The 20353-nt window shown below is 65.3% G+C and carries 18 protein-coding genes; 5 read left to right on the top strand and 13 right to left on the bottom strand.

Annotated features, from left to right (window positions below; all coding sequences use genetic code 11):
- Window positions 1-20: 20 nt before the first annotated feature.
- From B6V73_RS07250 to B6V73_RS07190, 13 genes are all read right to left on the bottom strand, one after another.
- Entirely contained in the window at window positions 21-869 is an 849-nt protein-coding gene (locus tag B6V73_RS07250; RefSeq protein WP_075775738.1) for an outer membrane protein assembly factor BamD, read from the bottom strand.
- Between the two features lie 179 nt (window positions 870-1048).
- Window positions 1049-1969 carry a UDP-3-O-acyl-N-acetylglucosamine deacetylase gene (lpxC, locus tag B6V73_RS07245; RefSeq protein WP_088720215.1) on the bottom strand — a complete coding sequence of 307 codons (921 nt, stop codon included), beginning with the start codon at window positions 1967-1969 and terminating at the stop codon, window positions 1049-1051.
- A 234-nt stretch (window positions 1970-2203) separates the two neighbouring features.
- The gene (gene ftsZ, locus B6V73_RS07240) at window positions 2204-3907 is read right to left on the bottom strand and encodes a cell division protein FtsZ (RefSeq protein ID WP_088724887.1); all 1704 of its coding nucleotides are present in this window, start codon (window positions 3905-3907) and stop codon (window positions 2204-2206) included.
- 269 nt (window positions 3908-4176) lie between these two features.
- The gene (gene ftsA / locus B6V73_RS07235) at window positions 4177-5502 is read right to left on the bottom strand and encodes a cell division protein FtsA (RefSeq protein ID WP_075775601.1); all 1326 of its coding nucleotides are present in this window, start codon (window positions 5500-5502) and stop codon (window positions 4177-4179) included.
- A complete protein-coding gene (locus B6V73_RS07230; protein WP_075775739.1) occupies window positions 5499-6398 on the bottom strand; it encodes a cell division protein FtsQ/DivIB in 900 nt (299 codons plus the stop codon). Before B6V73_RS07230 ends, ftsA begins: the two co-directional genes overlap by 4 nt.
- Before the next feature lie 53 nt (window positions 6399-6451).
- Window positions 6452-7366, bottom strand: a complete 915-nt coding sequence (locus B6V73_RS07225; RefSeq protein ID WP_075775602.1) for a D-alanine--D-alanine ligase — start codon at window positions 7364-7366, stop codon at window positions 6452-6454.
- 66 nt (window positions 7367-7432) lie between these two features.
- Complete coding sequence (murB, locus tag B6V73_RS07220) at window positions 7433-8365, bottom strand: UDP-N-acetylmuramate dehydrogenase (protein ID WP_088720211.1); 933 nt, start codon at window positions 8363-8365, stop codon at window positions 7433-7435.
- A 48-nt stretch (window positions 8366-8413) separates the two neighbouring features.
- Entirely contained in the window at window positions 8414-8665 is a 252-nt protein-coding gene (locus tag B6V73_RS07215; protein WP_075775604.1) for a DUF2484 family protein, read from the bottom strand.
- Entirely contained in the window at window positions 8662-9852 is a 1191-nt protein-coding gene (locus B6V73_RS07210; RefSeq protein ID WP_075775605.1) for an APC family permease, read from the bottom strand. The genes B6V73_RS07215 and B6V73_RS07210 overlap by 4 nt, the downstream gene beginning before the upstream one ends.
- Before the next feature lie 84 nt (window positions 9853-9936).
- Window positions 9937-11346: a UDP-N-acetylmuramate--L-alanine ligase gene (murC, locus tag B6V73_RS07205; RefSeq protein WP_088724886.1), complete on the bottom strand. Its 1410-nt coding sequence runs from the start codon at window positions 11344-11346 to the stop codon at window positions 9937-9939.
- Window positions 11343-12446 carry a UDP-N-acetylglucosamine--N-acetylmuramyl-(pentapeptide) pyrophosphoryl-undecaprenol N-acetylglucosamine transferase gene (locus tag B6V73_RS07200; protein WP_075775607.1) on the bottom strand — a complete coding sequence of 368 codons (1104 nt, stop codon included), beginning with the start codon at window positions 12444-12446 and terminating at the stop codon, window positions 11343-11345. Before B6V73_RS07200 ends, murC begins: the two co-directional genes overlap by 4 nt.
- Window positions 12447-12464: 18 nt before the next feature.
- A complete protein-coding gene (locus B6V73_RS07195; protein ID WP_075775608.1) occupies window positions 12465-13631 on the bottom strand; it encodes a putative peptidoglycan glycosyltransferase FtsW in 1167 nt (388 codons plus the stop codon).
- A gap of 150 nt (window positions 13632-13781) precedes the next feature.
- Complete coding sequence (locus B6V73_RS07190; RefSeq protein WP_240504112.1) at window positions 13782-15020, bottom strand: FAD-binding domain-containing protein; 1239 nt, start codon at window positions 15018-15020, stop codon at window positions 13782-13784.
- 941 nt (window positions 15021-15961) lie between these two features.
- On the opposite strand from B6V73_RS07190, the gene B6V73_RS07185 reads away from it, so the two are divergent.
- The 5 genes from B6V73_RS07185 (at window position 15962) to B6V73_RS07165 (ending at window position 20309) form a co-directional block, all read left to right on the top strand.
- Entirely contained in the window at window positions 15962-16357 is a 396-nt protein-coding gene (locus B6V73_RS07185) for a cupin domain-containing protein (protein ID WP_088724885.1), read from the top strand.
- 248 nt (window positions 16358-16605) lie between these two features.
- On the top strand, window positions 16606-17262 hold the full coding sequence (locus B6V73_RS07180; protein ID WP_075775610.1) for a TetR/AcrR family transcriptional regulator: 657 nt from the start codon (window positions 16606-16608) through the stop codon (window positions 17260-17262).
- The gene (locus tag B6V73_RS07175) at window positions 17255-18208 is read left to right on the top strand and encodes an HlyD family efflux transporter periplasmic adaptor subunit (protein ID WP_088724884.1); all 954 of its coding nucleotides are present in this window, start codon (window positions 17255-17257) and stop codon (window positions 18206-18208) included. Before B6V73_RS07180 ends, B6V73_RS07175 begins: the two co-directional genes overlap by 8 nt.
- The gene (locus B6V73_RS07170) at window positions 18205-19179 is read left to right on the top strand and encodes an ABC transporter ATP-binding protein (RefSeq protein WP_088724883.1); all 975 of its coding nucleotides are present in this window, start codon (window positions 18205-18207) and stop codon (window positions 19177-19179) included. Before B6V73_RS07175 ends, B6V73_RS07170 begins: the two co-directional genes overlap by 4 nt.
- Window positions 19176-20309 (top strand): ABC transporter permease, encoded by a 1134-nt coding sequence (locus B6V73_RS07165; protein ID WP_088724882.1) that lies wholly within the window; start codon window positions 19176-19178, stop codon window positions 20307-20309. Before B6V73_RS07170 ends, B6V73_RS07165 begins: the two co-directional genes overlap by 4 nt.
- Window positions 20310-20353 lie beyond the last annotated feature (44 nt).

The raw sequence follows: 20353 nt of genomic DNA, 5'->3' as shown, positions 1-20353 counted from the left end.
TCAGACCATGAGGGCCCAGATCAGAGCCACTTGCCCTGAATCACCTGTCGATACACGCTGGACAGCCACCCGTCGCCCTTCGCCTCGGGCTTCAACCCACGCCTTTGCAGCAGGTTGTACGCGTCCTGATAGAAGGGCGAGGACTGGAAGTTGTGGCCGAGGATCGCCGCGGCGGTCTGCGCCTGATCGGTGATGCCGAGCGCGAGATAGGCCTCCACCAGACGTTCCAGCGCCTCGGGCGTGTGGGTCGTCGTCTGGAACTGTTCCACCACAACGCGGAAGCGGTTGATCGCCGCCGTATAGTTACCGCGCTTGAGGTAGTAGCGCCCGATCTCCATCTCCTTGCCGGCGAGGTGATCGAAGGCCAGGTCGAATTTCAGCATAGCCGACTGGGCATATTCGGAATCGGGGTATTTCTCGATCACGTCGCGCAGCGCCTGCAGCGCCTGGAAGGTCAGGCCCTGATCGCGACCGACCTCGTCGATCTGATCGTAATAGCTGAGCGCCAGAAGATACTGCGCATAGGCCGCGTCTTCGTCACCCGGATAGGTGTCGAGGAATCGCTGCGCCGAGGCGCGGGCTTCTTCGTAATTCTTCGCCTTGTGCTGAGCATAGGCTTCCATGATCAAGGCGCGCTTGGCCCACTGCGAATAGGGGTAAAGCCGCTCGACCTCGGAGAAATATTTCAGCGCGGTGTTGGGACGCCGCGGATTGCCGACCTCGAGCTCGTATTCGCCGCGCTCGTAGATTTGCTTGGCCGTGAAGTTTTCGAGGTTCGGTGCTTTGTTCGGATCAGGACCGCAGGCGGAAAGCGCCATAACAAGACCAAGAGCCCCGAGTTTCGCTGCCGCTAATTTGCCGCGCGCCATGCCCTGCCCCATCCCTCTTTCGTTGCCGGAGAAAGGCCCCGGACCCGTCAATCACTGCCCCGGTTCGGAGGCCGTTCGGCATGTCCTAGCACAGAAAAATCCGGGGCGCAAAATGCCTTTGCGGGTTTTGATGCCCCTTTTCCCGATGCCCGCGAACCCGTGACCGGGCCGCGATGCGTTCAGGCCGATGCCAGTGCCGCTGCCGAGCATACACCAGCTCCGGGCAGGCTGTAAGCCTGTGCGGGCGAGCAGGTTTCCCAGCACCACGCATCGGGGCGCGCAAACAGCGCCCGCAGAAGCTGGTTCGTCATCGCGTGACCCGCGCGGTTGCCGCGATAACGACCGAGGATCGGCGCGCCCGCGAGCGCGAGATCGCCAAGCGCGTCGAGCATCTTGTGGCGCACTGGTTCGTCCGCGTGACGCAAACCGCCGGGGCTCAGAACCTTGTCGCCATCGACGACCACGGCATTCTCGAAGGTGCCGCCGAGGCTCAGCCCCTTCTCGCGCATCGCATCGACATCGGCGAGGCGGCAGAAGGTGCGGCTGTCCATCAGCTCGCGCACGAAGGCGCCGTTGGCCATCTTGAGACGCTTGCTCTGACGGCCGATGGCGGCGTCGGTGAAGTCGATCGCGAAATCGATCTCGAGGCTGGCGGCCGGTTCGAGCCGCGCGACGGCCTTGCCGTTGCGCACTTCGACTGGCTTGAGGATGCGGATCGCGCGCAGTTCCGCGGCGAGGTGCCGCAGACCGGCTTCGCAGAACTCGGCGACGAACGGGGCCGAAGAGCCATCGAGGATCGGCACTTCAGGCCCGTCGAGCGAGATCAGCGCATTGTGAATGCCCGAACCGACGAGTGCCGCCATCAGATGCTCGATCGTCGAGACCTGGACGCCATCCTCGTTTTCGATCAGCGTGCAGAGCGTCGCGCTCGGCACGTTGCTCCACAAGGCGGGTACGCGGGGGTTCACGCCGGACACATCGGTGCGACGGAACACGATGCCATGGCCCGACGGCGCCGGATGCACATGCATCTCGACCGGGGCGCCCGAATGGAGCCCAACGCCGGAAAAGGCCACGGATTTGGCAAGCGTCGTCTGCACGAAAGACCTCACAACTTTTTTCTCTGGCGATCAACGAACACACGGGTTCGGGAGCCGCAGCATCAGTTAGTCAGAGAGGGCGCGGTTAACAATTCACTCTTTGTAACGGCCTGAAACATTGCGACCGTGATCTGGCGGAACACCGCGTATGAGGACGTAAACCTTTGTTCTCCAATAGAAAAGGGCCCGCTCGCGCAGGCCCTTTTCGATGTTTCGTGAAGTCTTTGTGACCGATTAATTCGCCTGACGACGCAGGAATGCCGGGATCTCGATGCGATCCTGATCGTCGGATTGCTCGTCATCATAGGCTTCCGCGCGCGGCTGAGCTGTCTGCGGACGCTGCTGCTGGGGCTGCGGCGCAGGCTGCTGCGGAGCGTGCTGCTGCGGCGCGTGGCCCTGCTCGCCATGGCCGTGACCGGTCATGCGGTTGATCAGCGAGTTGATCCCGAAACGCGGACGCTCTGCCTGCGGCTGCGGCTGCTGCTGCGCTGCGGGGCGAGTCGCAGCCATCGGACGCTGCGCGGGCGCGTTCGACGGGGTCTTGTTCACCGCCGCCTCGAGGCGACGCAGCGCCTCCGGCGAAGGGGTGCCGGGTTGACGCGGACGCGGTGCGACATAGTCATGCGCGCCGTCTTCGACATGCAGGTCCTGCGTGGGCGCAGGCTGCGGACGGTAGGCCGGCGGCGGCAGATCGTCGGCGGCCTCGTGGGCGCGCGGCTGATCCATCGTGGCGCGCGCCGCGGGCGCATCGAACAGGGTCCGCTCTTGCGCGGTCTGCTGGGGTTGCGGCGCAGGCTGCGGGGCTGCCTGAGCGGCCGGCGCGTGCTGCGGCGCAGGCTGCGGTGCCGGTTGCGGCGCCGGAGCGGCGGCTGCGGCGGGCGCATGCTCGATGGTGGCCTCGGCTGCGGTTTCCGCGGGCTTCAGCGGCTCGGCCAGCGAGCGGCGCGGCACCGGGATTTCCGCCGGGCTCGCCAGCGCGTCGATGCCGGTCGCGACGACGGAGACGCGCATCGCGCCTTCCATCTCGGGATCCAGCGTCGAACCCACGATGATGTTTGCGTCCGGGTCGACCTCTTCGCGGATCCGGTTCGCCGCCTCGTCGAGTTCGAACAGCGTCAGGTCGTAGCCGCCGGTGATGTTGATCAGCACGCCTTTCGCGCCCTTGAGCGAGATCTCGTCGAGCAGCGGGTTCGCGATCGCCTTCTCGGCCGCCTGAACCGCGCGATCCTCGCCGGTGGCTTCGCCGGTGCCCATCATTGCCTTGCCCATCTCGTCCATCACCGCGCGCACGTCGGCGAAGTCGAGGTTGATGAGGCCCGGGCGGACCATCAGGTCGGTCACGCCTTTCACGCCCTGATACAGAACGTCGTCGGCCATCGAGAAGGCTTCGGTGAAGGTGGTTTTCTCGTTGGCCAGACGGAACAGGTTCTGGTTCGGAATGATGATCAGCGTGTCGACGACCTTCTGGAGCTCCTCGAGGCCCTGCTCGGCCTGACGCATCCGCTTGGAGCCTTCGAACTGGAAGGGCTTGGTCACGACGCCAACGGTCAGCACGCCAAGCTCGCGCGCGGCCTGCGCGATGATCGGCGCCGCGCCGGTGCCGGTGCCACCGCCCATGCCGGCGGTGATGAAGCACATATGCGCACCGGCAAGGTGATCGACGATCGCCTCGATGCTCTCTTCGGCCGCGGCCGCGCCCACCGTGGGACGCGCGCCTGCGCCCAGCCCCTCGGTGACCTTGGTGCCCATCTGGACCCGGGCCTGCGACTTGGACTGCTGCAGCGCCTGAGCGTCGGTATTCGCGACCACGAACTCCACGCCCTCGAGCTGCTGCTCGATCATGTTGTTGACCGCGTTCCCGCCCGCGCCCCCGACGCCGAATACGGTGATCCGGGGCTTGAGGTCCTCGTGCTCTGACATCATCAAATTCAACGCCATGTGGTATGTCCGCCTGTTGTTGCTGCCCGACCCTGTCCCAGGCCGATTTCGATGGAAATTAGACCGATTTTAGCGATGAATCGCCGCAGCGTCACGCAAAAAACCGTCCCGAACCACAAAATCTGGAGCTCCAGATTCCGTGACCAGCGGTATTTCGCGCAAACGTCAGGATATTGTGTGGATCGTGCGGTCAGACCGCCGCCGCTACGCGAACTTGAAGTTCGCGCGACAGGCGTCTGAGATCAGTCGATTTTCACTTTTGCAACATTTCACCAATTATCGCGGAACCAGCGGATGGCCCGGCGCAGCGAGCGCCCGCCCAGCGTTTCGGGCGGCATTTCGAAATCCCACCATTCGTCTTGCGGATGCGCCGCGAAAAGCGAGAGCCCCACCACGGAAGAGAAACCCGCCCCGGTCGCGGCCTGCGGCAGCCCCTGCACCCGCATCGGTCGCCCGAGCCTTACATTCTGGCCGAGGATTCGCGCAGCCAGCCCGTCGAGGCCGGGGATCTGGCTCGCCCCGCCGGTCAGCACGATCTGCTTCGAGGGCAGATGCTCGAACCCTGCGGCATCGAGGATCGCACGCACGTCTTCGAGGATTTCCTCGACGCGCGGACGCATGATGCCGATCAGTTCGGCCCGGCTTACCTGGCGGCGGTCTTTCTCCCAGTCGCCGGAGTCGCCGCCCAGCTCGATCATCTCGCGATCGTCCATGCCGGTGGCGACAACGCCGCCGTGGAAGGTCTTGATCCGCTCGGCCACCGACATCGGCACCCGCAACCCCGCCGCGATGTCGCGTGTGACATGCTCGCCACCCAGACGCACCGCATCGGCATAGATCATGTGTTTCTTCATGAAGATCGACACGCCGGTCGCACCGCCGCCCATGTCGATGCAGGCAGCGCCCAGTTCCTGCTCGTCTTCGACAAGGCTGGAGACGCCGGAAACATAGGCCGAACTCGCAATACCCGCGAGTTCGAGATCACAGCGCCGGATGCAGTAAATCAGGTTCTGGATCGCAGTGTCTGAGACGGTCAGCAAATGCATGTCGACCGCGAGCCGTTGCCCCGCATGGCCCCGCGGATCAGCCAGACCCGAGCGATGGTCGAGCGCGAAGTTCACTGGCTGCGCATGGAGCACTTCGCGCCCTGCCCCGAGCGGTGGGATATCGCACGACGCCAACACGCGGCTCACATCCACCTCGGTGACCTGATCGCCCTGCACTTCGATTTCACCGGCGAGACCATAGGAGCGCGGTTCGGCGCCCGCGAAACAGGCGATGACGTGATCGACACGGGTATTGGCCATCTTCTGCGCCGCCTGCACGGCGGTCCGGATCGCGCGCTCGGTCTCGGCCATCGCGTCGATCTCGCCGAAGCGCACCCCCCGCGAGCGCGTCGTCGCGGCCCCGATCACACGCACGGAGGCGTGACCCGCCAGCGAGCCTTCATCCTCGGTCCCGTTGGGATTGTCGAACTTCAGAACGAGGCAGGCGATCTTGGAACTGCCGACATCAAGGAGCGCGATCACGCCCCGTTGCATCGCTGCCTTACGCATGTTGCGCATTGCGCGCTGGAACTCGTAGAGATCGGTCATTGCGTGGCCCTCGCTTTGAGAATGTCTGACTGCACCCGGCGGAATTCGGCGAGCGCATTATCGCTGAGCCGGATCGTCGGACGGTCCTTGTTTCGAAAATCAATCACGGTGAAATCGCGGGCGAGCAGATCCTCGGCGGTATTGAGCGCGAGGATGCGGTCGAGAGCGGCGACGGGATCGGTCTCGGGGAGCATGATGCGCTGATCGTGATCGAGCACCATGTCCCAGCGCCGCTCGCCCAACCGCTCCAGCCCGCGCAGGCGCGGCAGGATCGGACCGGCATCGGCGATGATCTCCAGCGCCTCGGGCACCGCCTTGTCCGCGCCCATGCCGGAAATCACCGGCAGATCGGGGCGCGCGTCGCGCGAAATCAGCGTGGCGACCCGGTGGCCGGAGGCGTCGAGCATTTCCAGACCCGCTGGCTGCCGCCAGAGGATCGCGGGCACGCGCTCGGTCACGTCGGCCTCGAGCACGCCACCGGGGCGGATCACGAGGCGCGCATCAGCCACCGCATCGAGTCGGCGGATCGTATCGCGATAGGCATCAAGGTCGATGTCGAAGCTGGACGCGGGCAGCCCCACCGGCAGCATCGCGCGCACGGCATGCGCGACCTCGGGGCTCGCACCCTCGATCTTGAGCAGCTTGACCATGAATTCGGGGCGATGCTCGATCGCGTCCTTCACATCCTGCACCTGCGCGACCAGCTCGGCGCGGCGGCCGGGATCGCCGAGCCATACCCCTAGCCCCGCAACGATCAACACGAGCGGAAGGCCGATCCGGGTGAAGGCGCGCACGGCGGGCGTCAGCCACAGCCGTTCGAGCTTGAAAGCGAGCCGCGACGGCGCGGGATCGCGGCGCGCGGGACGTTTGGAGCGTTGGTAAACGCGAGGAGCCATGCCGCCCGGGGGGCCTTTGCGATGCCCGGGGGCTTCGCGCGGCGGGGTCCCGTTCAGCGGCCGCATGAGGCGTCCTCCACCAACCAGGCGCAAAGCTCCGGGAAGTCGATGCCGCAATGGGCCGCCTGTTCGGGCGAAAGCGAGGTGGGCGTCATGCCGGGCTGGGTGTTGGTTTCCAGCAGCACGAGACCGGCGAGCCCCCTGCCCTCGTCCCAGCGGAAATCGGTGCGCGAGAGCCCCCGGCAGCCCAGCACCTGATGTGCGCGAATTGCGTAATCGAGACAGGCTTCGGTGATCTCGACGGGGATTTCGGCGGGAAGGACGTGACGCGATCCGCCGGGGCGGTATTTCGCGTCATAGTCGTACCAGCCCTCGGTGATGATTTCGGTCACGCAGAGCGCGCGCTCGCCCATCACGGAAACGGTCAATTCGCGGCCCGGGGCGTAGGTCTCGACCATCACCTCTTCGGGCATCTCGGCCGACAGCTGCGGCGGAGAATTCGCGCCGTCCATCACCAGGTAGACGCCGACGGACGATCCTTCGTTATTCGGCTTCACGACGTAGGGCGCGGGCAGCACGTGCCGCGCCATCACGTCACCCCTGGAGGCGATCACCGATTGCACGATGGGCAGGTTCGCGGCGGCATAGGCCTGCTTGGCGCGGGCCTTGTCCATGGCCAGCGCAGAGGCCAGAACGCCGGAATGAGTATAGGGGATACGGAGCCATTCGAGCATGCCCTGAACGCAGCCATCTTCGCCCCAGCGACCGTGCAAAGCATTGAAAACACAGTCAGGCGCGGCATCGTTCAGCCGTTGCGGAAGATCCTCTCCCGCGTCGATCTCGATCACTTCGAAACCCGCCGTGCGCAATGCCTTGGCGCATTCGCGCCCCGAGGACAGAGACACCTCCCGCTCAGCAGAAGGGCCGCCCAGAAGAACCGCCACACGGTGGGATGCCCTGCTCGACATACCCGCTACTTTCGCCTCATGCGGGGGTTGGCCCCCGTCCGGTAATTGCGTTGTAGGGTGGAGGTCTTATGCCTCGAATTCTCCTACACGCATGATTTCCCACTCTAGCGAAATTCCGCTCGATTGCACAACCTTTTTGCGCACCTCTTCCCCGAGATTTTCGAGATCGGCCGCGGTCGCCCCGCCAGTGTTGATCATAAAGTTACTGTGTTTTTCCGACATTTGCGCGCCGCCGATGCGCGCGCCGCGCATGCCGGCGTCGTCGATGACCTTCCACGCCTTCAACTCATGCGTGTCATCGGCGCGTCCCGTCGAGGAAAAGCCCGCCGGGTTGCGGAAGGTCGATCCGGCGGTGCGCTCCTTGGTGGGTTGGGTCGCGTCGCGCTTGGCCAGCTGTTCAGCCATATGCGCCTCGAGCGCCGCCGGATCGCCGGGTTCGGCGCGGAATGTCGCGCCCGTCAGCACCCAGCCCTCGGGCAGATCGCTCTGACGATAGGCGAAGTTCAGATCGGCGGGCGTGAGCGTGACCCGCTGCCCTGCCCGCGTGATCGCACGCGCCTCGATCAGGTGGTCGGCCACGTAACTGCCGTAGCAGCCCGCGTTCATCCGCACCGCGCCACCAATCGCGCCGGGGATCGTGCGCAGGAAAGTCAGATCGAGCCCCGCCTGCGCCGCTTTGCGCGCAACGTGAGCGTCCAGCGCCGCCGCACCTGCGGTGACGGTCTCGCCCTCGCAGTCGATGCCGTTGAAACCGCGCCCCATGCGGATCACCACCGCGCGCAGACCGCCATCACGCACGATCAGGTTCGAGCCGACGCCCATCGGGAAGACCGCGATCTCTTCGGGCAGGCCTTTCAGGAAGGCGGCAAGGTCATCCTCGTCGGCAGGCTGGAACAGCCAGTCGGCCGGGCCGCCCACGCGAAGCCAGGTCAGCGAGTCAAGCGGACGGTTCGGCGTCAGAGCGCCGCGCGGAGTATAGGTCGAGGGGCAATCGGTCATGGCGCGTTTCGTAGCCTCGCGCGCGGGGCGAAGCAAGCGATCGTGAGCTCACTCAGCAGTGTCGCGCGTGCCGCGCAGCGCCCGGACGAGGAAAATGACCGGCCAGCGCAGCACGGACATCCCGCCCGCCATGACCAGCAGCCCCCAGATCGGACCGTTCTGATAGGTCACCCAGCCGACCAGCGGCACGCCCACCGCGATCAGCCCCCACGCGCCCGGCCAATGAAACCGCCGCGGCCCCATCGCGATCAGCGTGGCTATGAGTGCCCAGACACAAGCGAGAAAGAGCGAGACGGTCATGAGAAACCTCCCAAGGCTGCAATCAGGGCCGCTCCGGCGACCAATGCGCCCACCACCGGAACCGCCATCGGCACCTTGAACGGCGCATAGTCGGACCGGCTTTTCAGCGCGACAAGCGACAAGTTAACGAGAAGGAAGACGCCCAGAAGCACCTTCGAGGTAATACCGGCCAATTGCTCGACCGGGGCGGCGAGCGCAAGCGCAATCATCGCCACGCCGCAAAGAAGTGTCGCGAGAACCGGCGTGCCAAAGCGCGGATGCGCCTGATGAAAAACCGAAAGCGCGGGGCTGCGGCGACCGAGACCGAACAGCACGCGCGCCGCCATCACCACCTGCGCGAGCACCCCGTTCAGCGCCGCCGCCACCGCGATCGCGGCGAGGATTCCGGGCGCGTGCCCCGCCGATTGCCATACCAGCGCCAGCGGCTGTTCGGAGCGGGCGAGATCGGCCAGCGGCACCGCACGCACGGCGGCATAGCTCACGGTCAGATACAGAACGGCGGTGATCGCGAGCGCGGCGAGGATCGCGCGCGGCATGTCGCGGATGGGGTCGCGCATCTCCTCGGACATGTTCACCATGTCCTCGAAACCAATGAAGGCGAAGAAAGCGAGCGAGGCGGCCGCCGCGATCCCGGCCCAGTGCGGCGCGGGCAGCGGCGTGAGATCGGGGCTCGGATCGGCGGAGAGCCCCGCCCAGATGACCAGCGCGAGCCCGACCACCTCGACCAGCGTCAGCGCCGCGGCGAGACCGACGGATTCGAGCACGCCGAGGCATGCGACGCCGATCAGCGCCAGCCCGAAGGCGATCATCACGCCCTCGACCGGCAACGGCACCAGCAGCGTCAGGTACCCCGCCCCACCGCGCAGCACCGCCGCCGCGGAGACCGTGCCTGCCACGACAATGCCCAGCCCCACGATCAGAGCCAGCGCATGGCTGCGCAGCCCTTCTTCGACATAGGCCGCCTCCCCGGCGGCTTCGGGGATGCGCGAAGAGAGTTCGGCATAGGAAAGCGCCGAGGGGGCCGCGATCAGCCCCGCAAGCACGAAGGCCAGCGGCGCCCAGATCCCTGCCTGCGCCGCGACCGCGCCGACCAGCACGTAGATACCCGCGCCCACCATGACGCCGACCCCGTAGCCGGTCATCAACCACGGACCCAATCGACGTTTCAGATGCGCCTCGTCACGCATAGTGTGGCTTTCCTTGCCCACATGAGACGACGTGGCAGCGCCGCAAGCCTTTTGGATGTCGTGCCGGGTCACCCCGGCGCCTGCTCAGCCCCCCAGCTTCGCAGGCAGGTTGTTCGCCCAGGTCGAGATCGTCCCCGCCCCGAGACAGACGACGATATCGCCGGGACGCGCCTGTTCACGCACCAGCCGGGCCAGATCATCTTCCGACAAGATGGCACGAGCATGACGGTGACCATGCGCGATCAGACCGGCGACCAGATCGTCGCGCGTCGCCCCCTCGATCGGCTCCTCGCCCGCCGAGAAGACCTCGGCGATGGCGACCACATCAGCCTCGTTGAAACAGGTGCAGAAATCGTCGAACAGCGAATGCAGACGCGAATATCGGTGCGGCTGGTGGACCGCGATCACACGCGCACCGGGCTTCACCGCCTGACGCGCCGCTTTCAGCACCGCGGCGATCTCGACCGGGTGGTGACCGTAATCGTCGATGATCGTCACCCCGCCCAGCACGTCGCCCACCTTGGTGAAGCGCCGGTTCACACCGCCGAAGCCCGCAAGCGCCTCCTTGATCTCGTCCATCTTCATCCCGAGGTGGCGCGCCACCGCGACGGCGGCCAGCGCGTTCGAGACGTTATGATCGCCCGGCATCGGCAGCGTACAGCCCTCGATCACCGGCTTGCCCTCTTCGCCCTGCAGCGCGATGTCGAAATGCGCGACGCCCGCCTCGTAATGCAGGTTGATCGCGCGGATATCGGCCTGCGCGTTGAAGCCGAAAGTCACGACGCGGCGGTCATTGAGCTTGCCGACCAGCGTCTGCACCTCTGGATGATCGGTGCAGCAGACAGCCAACCCGTAGAACGGGATGTTCGAAACGAAATCGTAGAAGCCCTTGCGCAGCGCGTCGAAGGACCCCCAGTGCTCCATATGCTCGGGGTCGATATTGGTCACGATGGCGATGGTCGCGGGCAGACGGTTGAACGAGCCGTCGCTCTCGTCGGCCTCCACCACCATCCACTCGCCCGCGCCTGCGCGCGCATTCGAGCCATAGGCGTGGATGATCCCGCCATTGATCACGGTCGGGTCGAAATTGCCCTTGTCCAGAAGCGTCGCGACCAGTGTCGTGGTCGTCGTCTTGCCGTGGGTACCGCCGATCGCGATGTTCGATTTCAGGCGCATCAGCTCGGCCAGCATCTCGGCGCGGCGCACGACCGGAAGACCGCGGCGGCGCGCTTCTTCCAGCTCGGGATTGCCCGGCTTGATCGCGGTGGAGATCACCACGACTCCAGCCTCCCCGATATTCTCGGCGCGCTGGCCTTCGAAGATGGTCGCGCCCAGCGTGGCCAGGCGGTCGGTAATTTTCGAGGATTTCGCATCCGAGCCCTGAACCGTAAAGCCCTGCGTCATCAGCACTTCGGCGATGCCGGACATGCCGATCCCGCCGATACCGACGAAATGGATGGGGCCGAGTTCTCCGGGCAGTTTGGTCGCGTTCATTGAGTCTTTCCTGCTAGGTCTTCGACGAGGGCGACAAGCCGCTCGGTGGCGTCCGGCACCCCGTAGGAGAGGGCCGCGCGCGACATCTGCAGCGCGCCCTCAGGGTTGTCCAGCACCAGTGAAATTTGATCCGCGAGGCTCTCTGCCGAGAGCTGGCTTTCGGGGATGGTGATCGCGCCGCCGGTCTTCGCGAGACCGCGCGCATTGGCCGCTTGGTGATCGCCAGCGGCGGCGGCATAGGGGATCAGGATTGCGGGCCGCCCGATGACGGAGATATCCGCGACCGATGATGCGCCCGCGCGCGAGATCACCAGCTGACATTCGCTGAGGCGGCGCGGCACGTCGTTGAAGAAGGGCTCGACCTCGGCGGTGATGCCCGCGGCCTCATAGGCGGCCACGACCCGGTCGAGATCTTCGGGGCGCGCCTGATGGGAGACGCGCAGATTGGCGCGGGCGGCTTCGGGCAGGCTCGCCATCGCGGCCGGAACCGTGTCAGACAGGATGCGCGCGCCCTGCGAGCCGCCGATCACGAGGACCGACATCGGGTAATCGCCCGGTGGAATATAGGCAGCCCCCGCACGCTCCAGCACGGAAGCCCGCACCGGATTGCCCGTGTGCTCGCCCTGCACGCCCTCGGGCAGATCGGTCGGCCAGGTGCCGCAGGCGAAGCGGTTCACCCTCTTGGCGAAGACGCGGTTCACCTTGCCCATGATGCCGTTCTGTTCATGGATCGCACGCGGAATGCCGAGTGCGACCGCCGAGGACAGCGCCGGGATCGTCGGATAGCCGCCGAAACCCACGACCACCGTCGGCTTGTCCGACAGGTTCTTGCGGATGGCCGAGGCCACACCGCCCGCGATCTTGAAGGGCACGCCCAGCTTGCCGAGCGCCCCGCCGCGCGCGAAGGTCGCCGAGGCGATCTGCTCTACCGTCACCGTATGAGGAAAGCCGCCCGCGTAGCGCGCCCCGCGCGCATCCGTGGACAGCTTGACGCGCCAGCCCCGGCGCACCATCGCCTCGGCCAGCGCCTGTGCGGGGAACATGTGCCCGCCGGTGCCGCCAGCGGCGATCAGCAGTAGCGGGGTCGTGTCCTTGGCCATGTCCCCCTCCTGAGGGTTTTAGCGACCGCGCCGGGCGAGAATATCCGAAATCTGCCCCTGCGGCCGGGTCCGAGTCAGCGCGAGCAACATACCCACCGCAATCCCCGAAGCAATGACCGAAGAGCCCCCGTAACTGACGAACGGCAAAGTCATGCCTTTCGCGGGCAGAAGGCGCACCGCGACGCCCATGTTGATGATCGCCTGAACGCCGAAGGCGCATGCCAGACCCGCGCCTGCGAGCCGGGTGAACGGGTCGCGCTCGCGCATCAGGCGCAGCAGCGACCGGATCACGACCGTCGCGTAGAGCGCGATGATGACGAGGACAAGGATGAGGCCGTATTCCTCGGCGGCGACCGCGATGATGAAGTCGGTATGCGCATCGGGCAGCGACCATTTCACCGACCCCTGCCCGACGCCCACGCCGAAGAACCCGCCCTCCTGGATGGCATTCGTCGCGTAGCCGATCTGGGTGCGCGGGTCGACATCCGTCGACAGGAACCCGTTGATCCGGCGCGCGAAGTGTTCCGAGAAGTTATAGGCGAAGAAGCCGCCTGCGACGGTCATCGCCCCGATCCCCGTCAGCAGCGCGATCGGCGCGCCCGAGATGAAATACATTACCGACCAGGCGAAGAGCACCAGCGAGGCCTGACCGAAGTCGGGCTGCAGCGCGAGCGCCACGACGATGATCACCATCAGCAGGAAGGAATAGAGCCGCCCCTTCGGCCCGCCGACCTCATGCGCTGCAGCCATGAACCAGCCGGTGATGATGACGAAACCGGGTTTCAGGAATTCGGAGGGCTGGATCGAGGCGAAGCCGAAGGAATACCAGCGCACCGCGCCCTTGCCGAAATCGGTGCCCAGCACCGGCAGCAACATCACCGCGATGAACGCGCCCACGAAGCCGATCACGCCGAGCCTGCGCACCTGTTTCGGATCGAGCATCGAGATGCCCAGCATCACGCACAGCGCCAACACGCCGAAGGCCGCCTGTCGTTTCACGTAATAGAAGGGCTCGAGTCCGTTGCGCTCTGCCAGCGGCACCGAGGCTGCGAGCCCCAGAAGCATGCCAAGGCCGAACAACGCCAAAACGGCGCCGAGCGCCCATTTGTCGATCGTGCGCCACCATTTCGGTAAGACGGGTTCACCGACCCGCACGGGGACGGTGCCGAATGCCATTTCTGTCATGGGCTATACTGCCGTTACTGCCTCGAATACGCCCGTTTTCCGGGTCTGGATGGAATCGTAGCCCAAAAGCTTTGAGATGACTAGGAAAATTCAACTGCGACGCGATCACTCGGCGATGATCGGCAAGGGCAGGCGCAATGGCCACCGCCCTCAGGTCAGGTCGAGCTCCTCGAGGATGCGCGGGAGCTTCTTCTTGATCTTGAAGAAACCGGCCGTGGCATGGGGCCAGATAGCGCGATCCCAATCCCTATTGACCTCGCACAGCGCAATACCGTGCTGGCCCAGCGCCGCGTCCGCCCTCTCCCGCCAGTCGCCAAGCGGACCGACCGGGATAAAGGGCGTGACGATCTGCTTGGCGCCAAGGCTTAGCGCCCATTCCACGAGCACGGCCAGATCGTCGGCTCCCATGGGCCGCCCTTCAGAGATTCCTGAGCGAACCGTAGCATCGGCGAGCGCGTCACGCTCGAACCGGGCGACATGTTCGGCCACCGCGCGCGGCGAGCGCAGATGGCTTGCGCTGACGGTCGCCACCCCGCGCAGGTCGAGCGCGCCCAGATCGAAATCCTCGACGCGGCAGTCTTCCTCGGTAATCAGAAGCGCCGTGGGCAGCCCCGGCTGCGGGGCGCGCGGCGCGCGTAACGGGGCGACCGGGGGCAGCCCCTCTGGCTCTTGCACCTCCAGCCCCGCACTCACCGCCGCAAATTGTGCGGGATCGGGCGCGAACCGCCCGCCGGTATAGCGCGCGATATTGGCGGCTTCGGCGGCATAGAACTTGCCCCGCGTATGCAGCCCCGCCACCCAGCGCCAGCTGAGCGTGTTCGAGGCCGGATCGCCATCGAGCAGGTTGCGATAGAAGAAATCCGCCCCGATCCGCCACGGCAGCCGAAGCGTGAAAATCCAGATCGAGGCGAACCACATCCGGGCGTGGTTGTGCAGATAACCGGTCTCGCGCAGCTCTGTCGCCCATGCGTCGAAACAGGCGATACCGCTGCGTCCCGCCTCGGCGTCGTTCAGACGCGCCGCTAGCTGGGGGCTCTCCTCGAGAGTCGCGAGGTCATGCGCCAAGCCGTCGCGATAGCGCATCCAGATTGCCGGACGATGCTCCATCCAGCCCTTGAAATAGCCTCGCCAGAGAACCTCCTGCACGAATTTCTCCGCAGCTTTTGCCCCATGGGCGTCCAGTGCCCGCGCCACCGCATCCCGCTCCAGCACAAGACGGCGGCGCAGATAGGGAGAGAGTTGCGAGACATCCCTGTGCCGACCGGCCCCGTGATCGAAATTGCGCCCCTGCGCGTAAGCCGCGCCCATCCTCGGCGTGAAGCGCGCGAGGCGCTCTTCGCCCGCAGCGCGGGTGGCGGCGAAACATGGCAAAGGCTCGGCTGCAGTCACGGCGTCTCCTTTTGGGTCAGGACTACCGATCTACGCCGCGAAGAAGATATGCGATCACTCGGCCAGTTCGAACCGCACCGTCGGGTTACTCATCAGCACCTCGACCGACCCGTCGAACGTACCCAGCCGCACGAGGCCCGGCGAGTTGGCGAAGGGCTTGTAGAAGATCGCGAGATTGCCCCACGGCGCATCAAGCGTGATGTCGCCCGTCTTCGGCTCATAGCTCCGAGGCGCGTTGGTCGTGTCGAGTTCGCGCGGTAGGTCGGCGATCTTCTCGACGCCGTGGACGTCTCACAGGGTCAGCCCCAGCGGATCAGGCTCGCGAAATCGCGCTCCCGCGGGCGTGTCGTCCAGCTTCGCGGTCAGCACCGTCTCGCCTGCGGTCACGGTCACTATGATCGGGATCATGCTGTCTCCTTTCGCTTCCTGATCGCTGGCCATGCTCGCGACGTTAACAGCGCCGCGACGGGTCTGAGAAACCTCGGAAAGCGCATGGCCGGTGCCTCACGCTGCTGGAGGCAATACTGCCACAGATGAACGGCGCTCAGCTGTTGCGACCTGGGGCGCGCAGGTAGCGACGCAGGCTACCTGAAATGACGCACTGTATAATCCGTGGACGTCATGAACCACGCGCCACCTCTATTACCCCAGCCGATAGCGCCCGCCCTCCGCCTTCGGGGCGGTTCTGGAAGCCCTGCGGGAGCGCAGTTGACCGGGCTCCCATTATCACGCTCGGTTGAATGAACCTGCGCATTCATGGCTCTTGCTCATGAGTGCTGTAAAGATTCCACCGGTTATCCTGTCGCCCCTGCCGCACTAGGTTGCAGGACATGAACCGAGGTCGTGCACTTCAAACGTCCCGTCTATGGCGGGCAGCTCTGATTTCGAGAACCTGCGCGGCTGAGCCCCGCACCCCCCTCCCCCAAGAAAGGAGTTTTCCCATGAAGATCATTCGCTCCGGCACCAACGCCTCGATGCAGGGTCCCGAAGACTGGTTCACCGGCACCGTCCGCGTCGACCCGCTGTTTCAGGCCGAAGAGCCCGGCCGCACCTCGGGCAGCCATGTCACATTCGAGCCCGGCGCGCGCACCGCATGGCACACCCACCCGGCGGGCCAGACCCTGATCGTCACCTTCGGGCGCGGCCGCGTCCAGCGCGAAGGCGGCCCCGTCGAAGAGATCAGCCAGGGCGATGTCGTCTGGTTCCCGGCAGGCGAAAAGCACTGGCACGGCGCCTCGTCCGAGACCGCGATGAGCCATATCGCGATTCAGGAGAGCATCGACGGCTCGCCGGTCACATGGCTCGAGAAAGTCGCCGACGAAGACTATAACGGCTGACCCTGATGGCCGGGCCCGCGCGGCTCGGCCTTCTCTCCAAGAACGAAACGATGCGAGCGGCTTCCGCGAGTACCGCTCGTCGCAAGCGGCTGGATCCGCTCTCCATCTCCCGCACTCCCGACCGCACCTTTATCCAGCGACCACAGCGTGGCCGGCACCGAGCCCTACTCTTTCGCGGACTGCATTGAACCGGCGAGGAAGTATTCAAAATCATTGCTACTGACCGACCGGTCAGTTACTTTCTTTCCATGACGACCTCCGACTCGCCCGAGCCCAAATTCCGCCGTCGCGCCGAGGCGCGGCCCGACGAGGTGCTCGACGCGGCCCTCACGCTCTTCGAAGAGAAGGGATACGCCCATACGTCCGTGGCCCAGATCGCCAAGACCGCAGGGCTCTCCAAGGGGGCGGTCTACCTCTATTTCCCCTCGAAACAGGCCATTCTCGAAGGCTTGGTGCGGCGGGCTGTCTCTCCGATCGCCGCGCGGGCGCAAGCCCTTGTCGAACTGAGCTCCGACGACGCGCGCGGCACGTTGCGCGCGCTGTTCTCGCTGATAGCGACCTCGCTTTCGGACCCGAAGGTGCTGGCGATCCCCAAGGTCGTGATCCGCGAAGCCGTCGTCGCCCCCGAGATCGCCGCGATGTATCGGCGCGAGGTGTTCGACCACGTCCTGCCCGCAGCGACTGAAATGGTGCGGCAGGGCATCGCGTCAGGCCAACTACGCCCGGTCGATCCCGAACTGACCCTGCGCTCGGTCATCGGTCCGATCGTCGTGCATCTCTTGCTTGCGGAAATCTTCAACGTCGTGCCGGAGGGGGGGCTCGCGATCGACCAGTTGATCGAGAACCACCTCGATATCCTGTTCCACGGCGTTTTCCTGTCCACAGAAGGTTCGACCGATGCTTGATACCATCCTCGCCTGGATCAGCGCACTGCTCGCCGCGATCATTCCCGGCTACGGGGACGCCCCGATGCCGCATTACTCGGGCTATGTCGAAGGCGAATATGTCTACGTCGCCCCCTCGGTCACCGGACGCATCAAGACGCTGGCGGTGGTGGAAGGCGACACGGTGAAGGCCGACCAGTTCCTGTTCGACATGGATTCGACCAAGCAGCAGGCTGCGGTCCGCGCCGCCGAAGCCAAGATCGGGACCGCGAGCGCCAATCTGAACAACCTCGAAACCGGCTCTCGCGACCCGGAGATCGAGGTAATCAAGGCCTCGCTGGAACAGGCCATCGCGCATCGCAATCTCGCGGAATCCGCTTTGAAGCGCACCGAAGATCTGTTCGCCGGCGAGATCGTCGCGCAGGCCAAGGTGGATGTCGACCGCGCTGCGCTCGAAGAGGCCGAGGCGCAGGTCGCCCAACTCAAGGCTCAGCTCGAAGTGGCCGCCCTGCCCGCGCGCAGCGCACAGCTTCTGGCTGCCCAGAAAACCCTCGAGGCAGCACAGGCCGATGCCGATCTCGCGCGGTCGCAACTCGATGACATGACGGTCGCCGCGCCGGTGGAGGGGCGGATCGAGACGGTCTATTACAAGGCCGGGGAAGTGGCCGCAGCGGGGGCGCCCGTGCTGTCGATCCTGCCGCCGAACGCGCTCAAGGTCCTGTTCTTCCTGCCCGAGGCCGAGCGCGCCGACTTTGCGCTCGGCGATCAGCTGGAGATGGAGTGCGACGGCTGTGACACCGGCATCAAGGTGACGATCAGCAAGATGGCTTCCGAGCCGCAATACACGCCGCCAATCATCTATTCCCGCGAAGAACGGTCGCGGCTCGTGTTCCGCGCCGAGGCGCGCATTCCTGCGGGCGCGACGCTCCTGCCCGGCCAGCCGGTCAGCCTGAGGCGAGTGAAATGACCACGACGCCCGCCGCGACCTCCGAGCCCGAACCCGCGATCGAAGTGCGCGGGCTGACGAAAATCTATGGTGGCAAAAAGGTCGTGGACGCGGTGGACATGTCGGTGCCGAAAGGCGCGATCTACGGCTTTATCGGACCCAACGGCTCGGGCAAGACCACCACGATCCGGATGATGTGTGCCCTGCTCACCCCCGATGGTGGCGGAGGTCACACCCTTGGCTACGACATCCGCAAGGACGCGCGCCTGATCAAGGAAAACGTCGGCTACATGACGCAGAAGTTCTCGCTCTATGGCGATCTGACGATCCGTGAGAACCTCGACTTCATGGCGCGGATGTATCGGGTGAAAAACCGCAAGAAGGTGGTGGACGAGACGCTGCGCACGCTCGGCCTCGAGGGTCGCGGCAAGCAGTTGGCAGGCACGCTGTCGGGGGGCTGGAAACAGCGCCTCGCGCTGGCTGCGTGCATGCAGCACAAACCCGCGCTCCTCTTGCTCGACGAACCCACCGCCGGGGTCGACCCGAAGGCGCGACGCGACTTCTGGGACGAGATCCGCCAGCTCAGCAAGCAGGGCGTCACGGTGCTGGTCTCGACGCATTACATGGATGAGGCGGTGCAATGCGACTACATCGCCTATATCGCCTACGGGAAGAAGCTGATCGACGGGCCGGCGGCCGAGATCCCCCATCAGGTCGGCCTGACCACCTGGCGGGTCTCCGGCCGCGATCTGATCCAGCTAGAAGACGATCTGCGCGCCGATCCCAGGGTCGAACAGGTGGCGCGGTTCGGCGCCCAGCTTCATGTCTCCTCGACCGACAGCGCCGGGCTTGACGCGGTCGTCGCTGAAAAGCGGAACGAAAACGACGCACGCAAATGGGAGAAGAAAGAGGCCGAGCTCGAAGAGGTCTTCATCTACCTGATGGCGACAGCGGCCGACAATTTCGGTGTCAACGGAGGCCCCTCCGCATGAGCTGGTTCTCTCTGTCGCGTTTCGGAGCGGTGCTCTACAAGGAATTCATCCAGATGCGGCGCGACCGGATGACCTTCGCGATGATGATCGGCATCCCGATCCTGCAGCTGATCATGTTCGGCTACATCATCAATTCCGACCCGCATCACCTGCCAACCCTGATCGAGATGGCCGACGAGAGCCCGGTGGCGCGCGCGGTGCTGTCAGGCATGGAAACCTCGGATTACTTCAAATTCGAGGGCATCGTGACCAGCGCCGAAGAGGGCGCTCGCGCGCTTCGCGACGGCACCGCGAATTTCGTCGTGGTCATTCCGCCCAATTTCGAACGCGACATCGTGCGGGGCCTCTCGCCGAAGCTGCTGGTCAGCGCCGATGCCTCCGACCCGACGGCGGTGGGGACGGCCGTAGGGGCCCTGTCGGGGATCGTCGACACCGCGGTGAAGCAAACGTTCGAGGGCCCCCTCGCCCCGGTCGCGGGGCAGTCGCCGCCGTTCTCGGTCGTCGTGCACAAGCAATTCAACCCGGCAGGCGAAACCTCCCTGAACATCGTGCCGGGGCTGATCGCCGTGATCCTCGCGATGACCATGGTGCTGATCACGGCCATCGCGATCGTACGAGAGACGGAGCGCGGCACGATGGAGACCCTGATCGCGACACCGGTCCGACCGCTCGAGGTGATGCTGGGCAAGATCCTGCCCTATGTTGTGATAGGCTACATCCAGACCATAGTGTTCCTGATCGCCGGGAAGCTTCTGTTCGGGGTGCCGTTCCTCGGATCGGGTCTGGCCTTCTTCATCGGCTTCAACCTCTACATCGTGGTGAACCTCGCCCTCGGCTTCCTGATCTCGACCCTCGTGCGCACCCAGATGCAGGCGATGCAGGCGAGCTTCATGACGATCCTGCCGACCATCCTGCTCTCGGGTTTCATGTTCCCCTATGCAGGCATGCCGGGCTGGGCACAGGCAATCGGCGCGGCGATCCCGGCCACGCATTTCCTGCGGATCGTGCGCAAGGTGATGCTCAAAGGCGCCCACCTGGCCGACATCACCGGCGACCTGCGCGCGATCCTGATCATCGGCGTGGCGATCATCGTCATCTCGCTGCTGCGCTACCGGCAGACGCTGGATTGATGCCGATCCAGCGAATGAAATCAGATCGAAGATCGTAACCCGCT

It is taken from the genome of Thioclava sp. JM3, assembly GCF_002213185.1.
In the GTDB taxonomy this organism is placed as follows: Bacteria; Pseudomonadota; Alphaproteobacteria; order Rhodobacterales; family Rhodobacteraceae; genus Thioclava; species Thioclava nitratireducens.
Note: the sequence above shows the minus strand (reverse complement) of the source record. Positions and strands in the feature narration are given on the sequence as shown.

What these genes read in the sequence shown, in the direction of transcription:
- murB (WP_088720211.1), bottom strand. Translation starts at nt 8,365, where the DNA reads ATGACCGATTGCCCCTCGACCTATACTCCGCGCGGCGCTCTGACGCCG.
- B6V73_RS07210 (WP_075775605.1), bottom strand. Translation starts at nt 9,852, where the DNA reads ATGCGTGACGAGGCGCATCTGAAACGTCGATTGGGTCCGTGGTTGATG.
- B6V73_RS07225 (WP_075775602.1), bottom strand. Translation starts at nt 7,366, where the DNA reads ATGTCGAGCAGGGCATCCCACCGTGTGGCGGTTCTTCTGGGCGGCCCT.
- B6V73_RS07215 (WP_075775604.1), bottom strand. Translation starts at nt 8,665, where the DNA reads ATGACCGTCTCGCTCTTTCTCGCTTGTGTCTGGGCACTCATAGCCACG.
- B6V73_RS07230 (WP_075775739.1), bottom strand. Translation starts at nt 6,398, where the DNA reads ATGGCTCCTCGCGTTTACCAACGCTCCAAACGTCCCGCGCGCCGCGAT.
- B6V73_RS07180 (WP_075775610.1), top strand. Translation starts at nt 16,606, where the DNA reads ATGACGACCTCCGACTCGCCCGAGCCCAAATTCCGCCGTCGCGCCGAG.
- B6V73_RS07250 (WP_075775738.1), bottom strand. Translation starts at nt 869, where the DNA reads ATGGCGCGCGGCAAATTAGCGGCAGCGAAACTCGGGGCTCTTGGTCTT.
- B6V73_RS07185 (WP_088724885.1), top strand. Translation starts at nt 15,962, where the DNA reads ATGAAGATCATTCGCTCCGGCACCAACGCCTCGATGCAGGGTCCCGAA.
- B6V73_RS07195 (WP_075775608.1), bottom strand. Translation starts at nt 13,631, where the DNA reads ATGACAGAAATGGCATTCGGCACCGTCCCCGTGCGGGTCGGTGAACCC.
- B6V73_RS07170 (WP_088724883.1), top strand. Translation starts at nt 18,205, where the DNA reads ATGACCACGACGCCCGCCGCGACCTCCGAGCCCGAACCCGCGATCGAA.
- murC (WP_088724886.1), bottom strand. Translation starts at nt 11,346, where the DNA reads ATGAACGCGACCAAACTGCCCGGAGAACTCGGCCCCATCCATTTCGTC.
- B6V73_RS07200 (WP_075775607.1), bottom strand. Translation starts at nt 12,446, where the DNA reads ATGGCCAAGGACACGACCCCGCTACTGCTGATCGCCGCTGGCGGCACC.
- B6V73_RS07165 (WP_088724882.1), top strand. Translation starts at nt 19,176, where the DNA reads ATGAGCTGGTTCTCTCTGTCGCGTTTCGGAGCGGTGCTCTACAAGGAA.
- ftsA (WP_075775601.1), bottom strand. Translation starts at nt 5,502, where the DNA reads ATGACCGATCTCTACGAGTTCCAGCGCGCAATGCGCAACATGCGTAAG.
- ftsZ (WP_088724887.1), bottom strand. Translation starts at nt 3,907, where the DNA reads ATGGCGTTGAATTTGATGATGTCAGAGCACGAGGACCTCAAGCCCCGG.
- B6V73_RS07175 (WP_088724884.1), top strand. Translation starts at nt 17,255, where the DNA reads ATGCTTGATACCATCCTCGCCTGGATCAGCGCACTGCTCGCCGCGATC.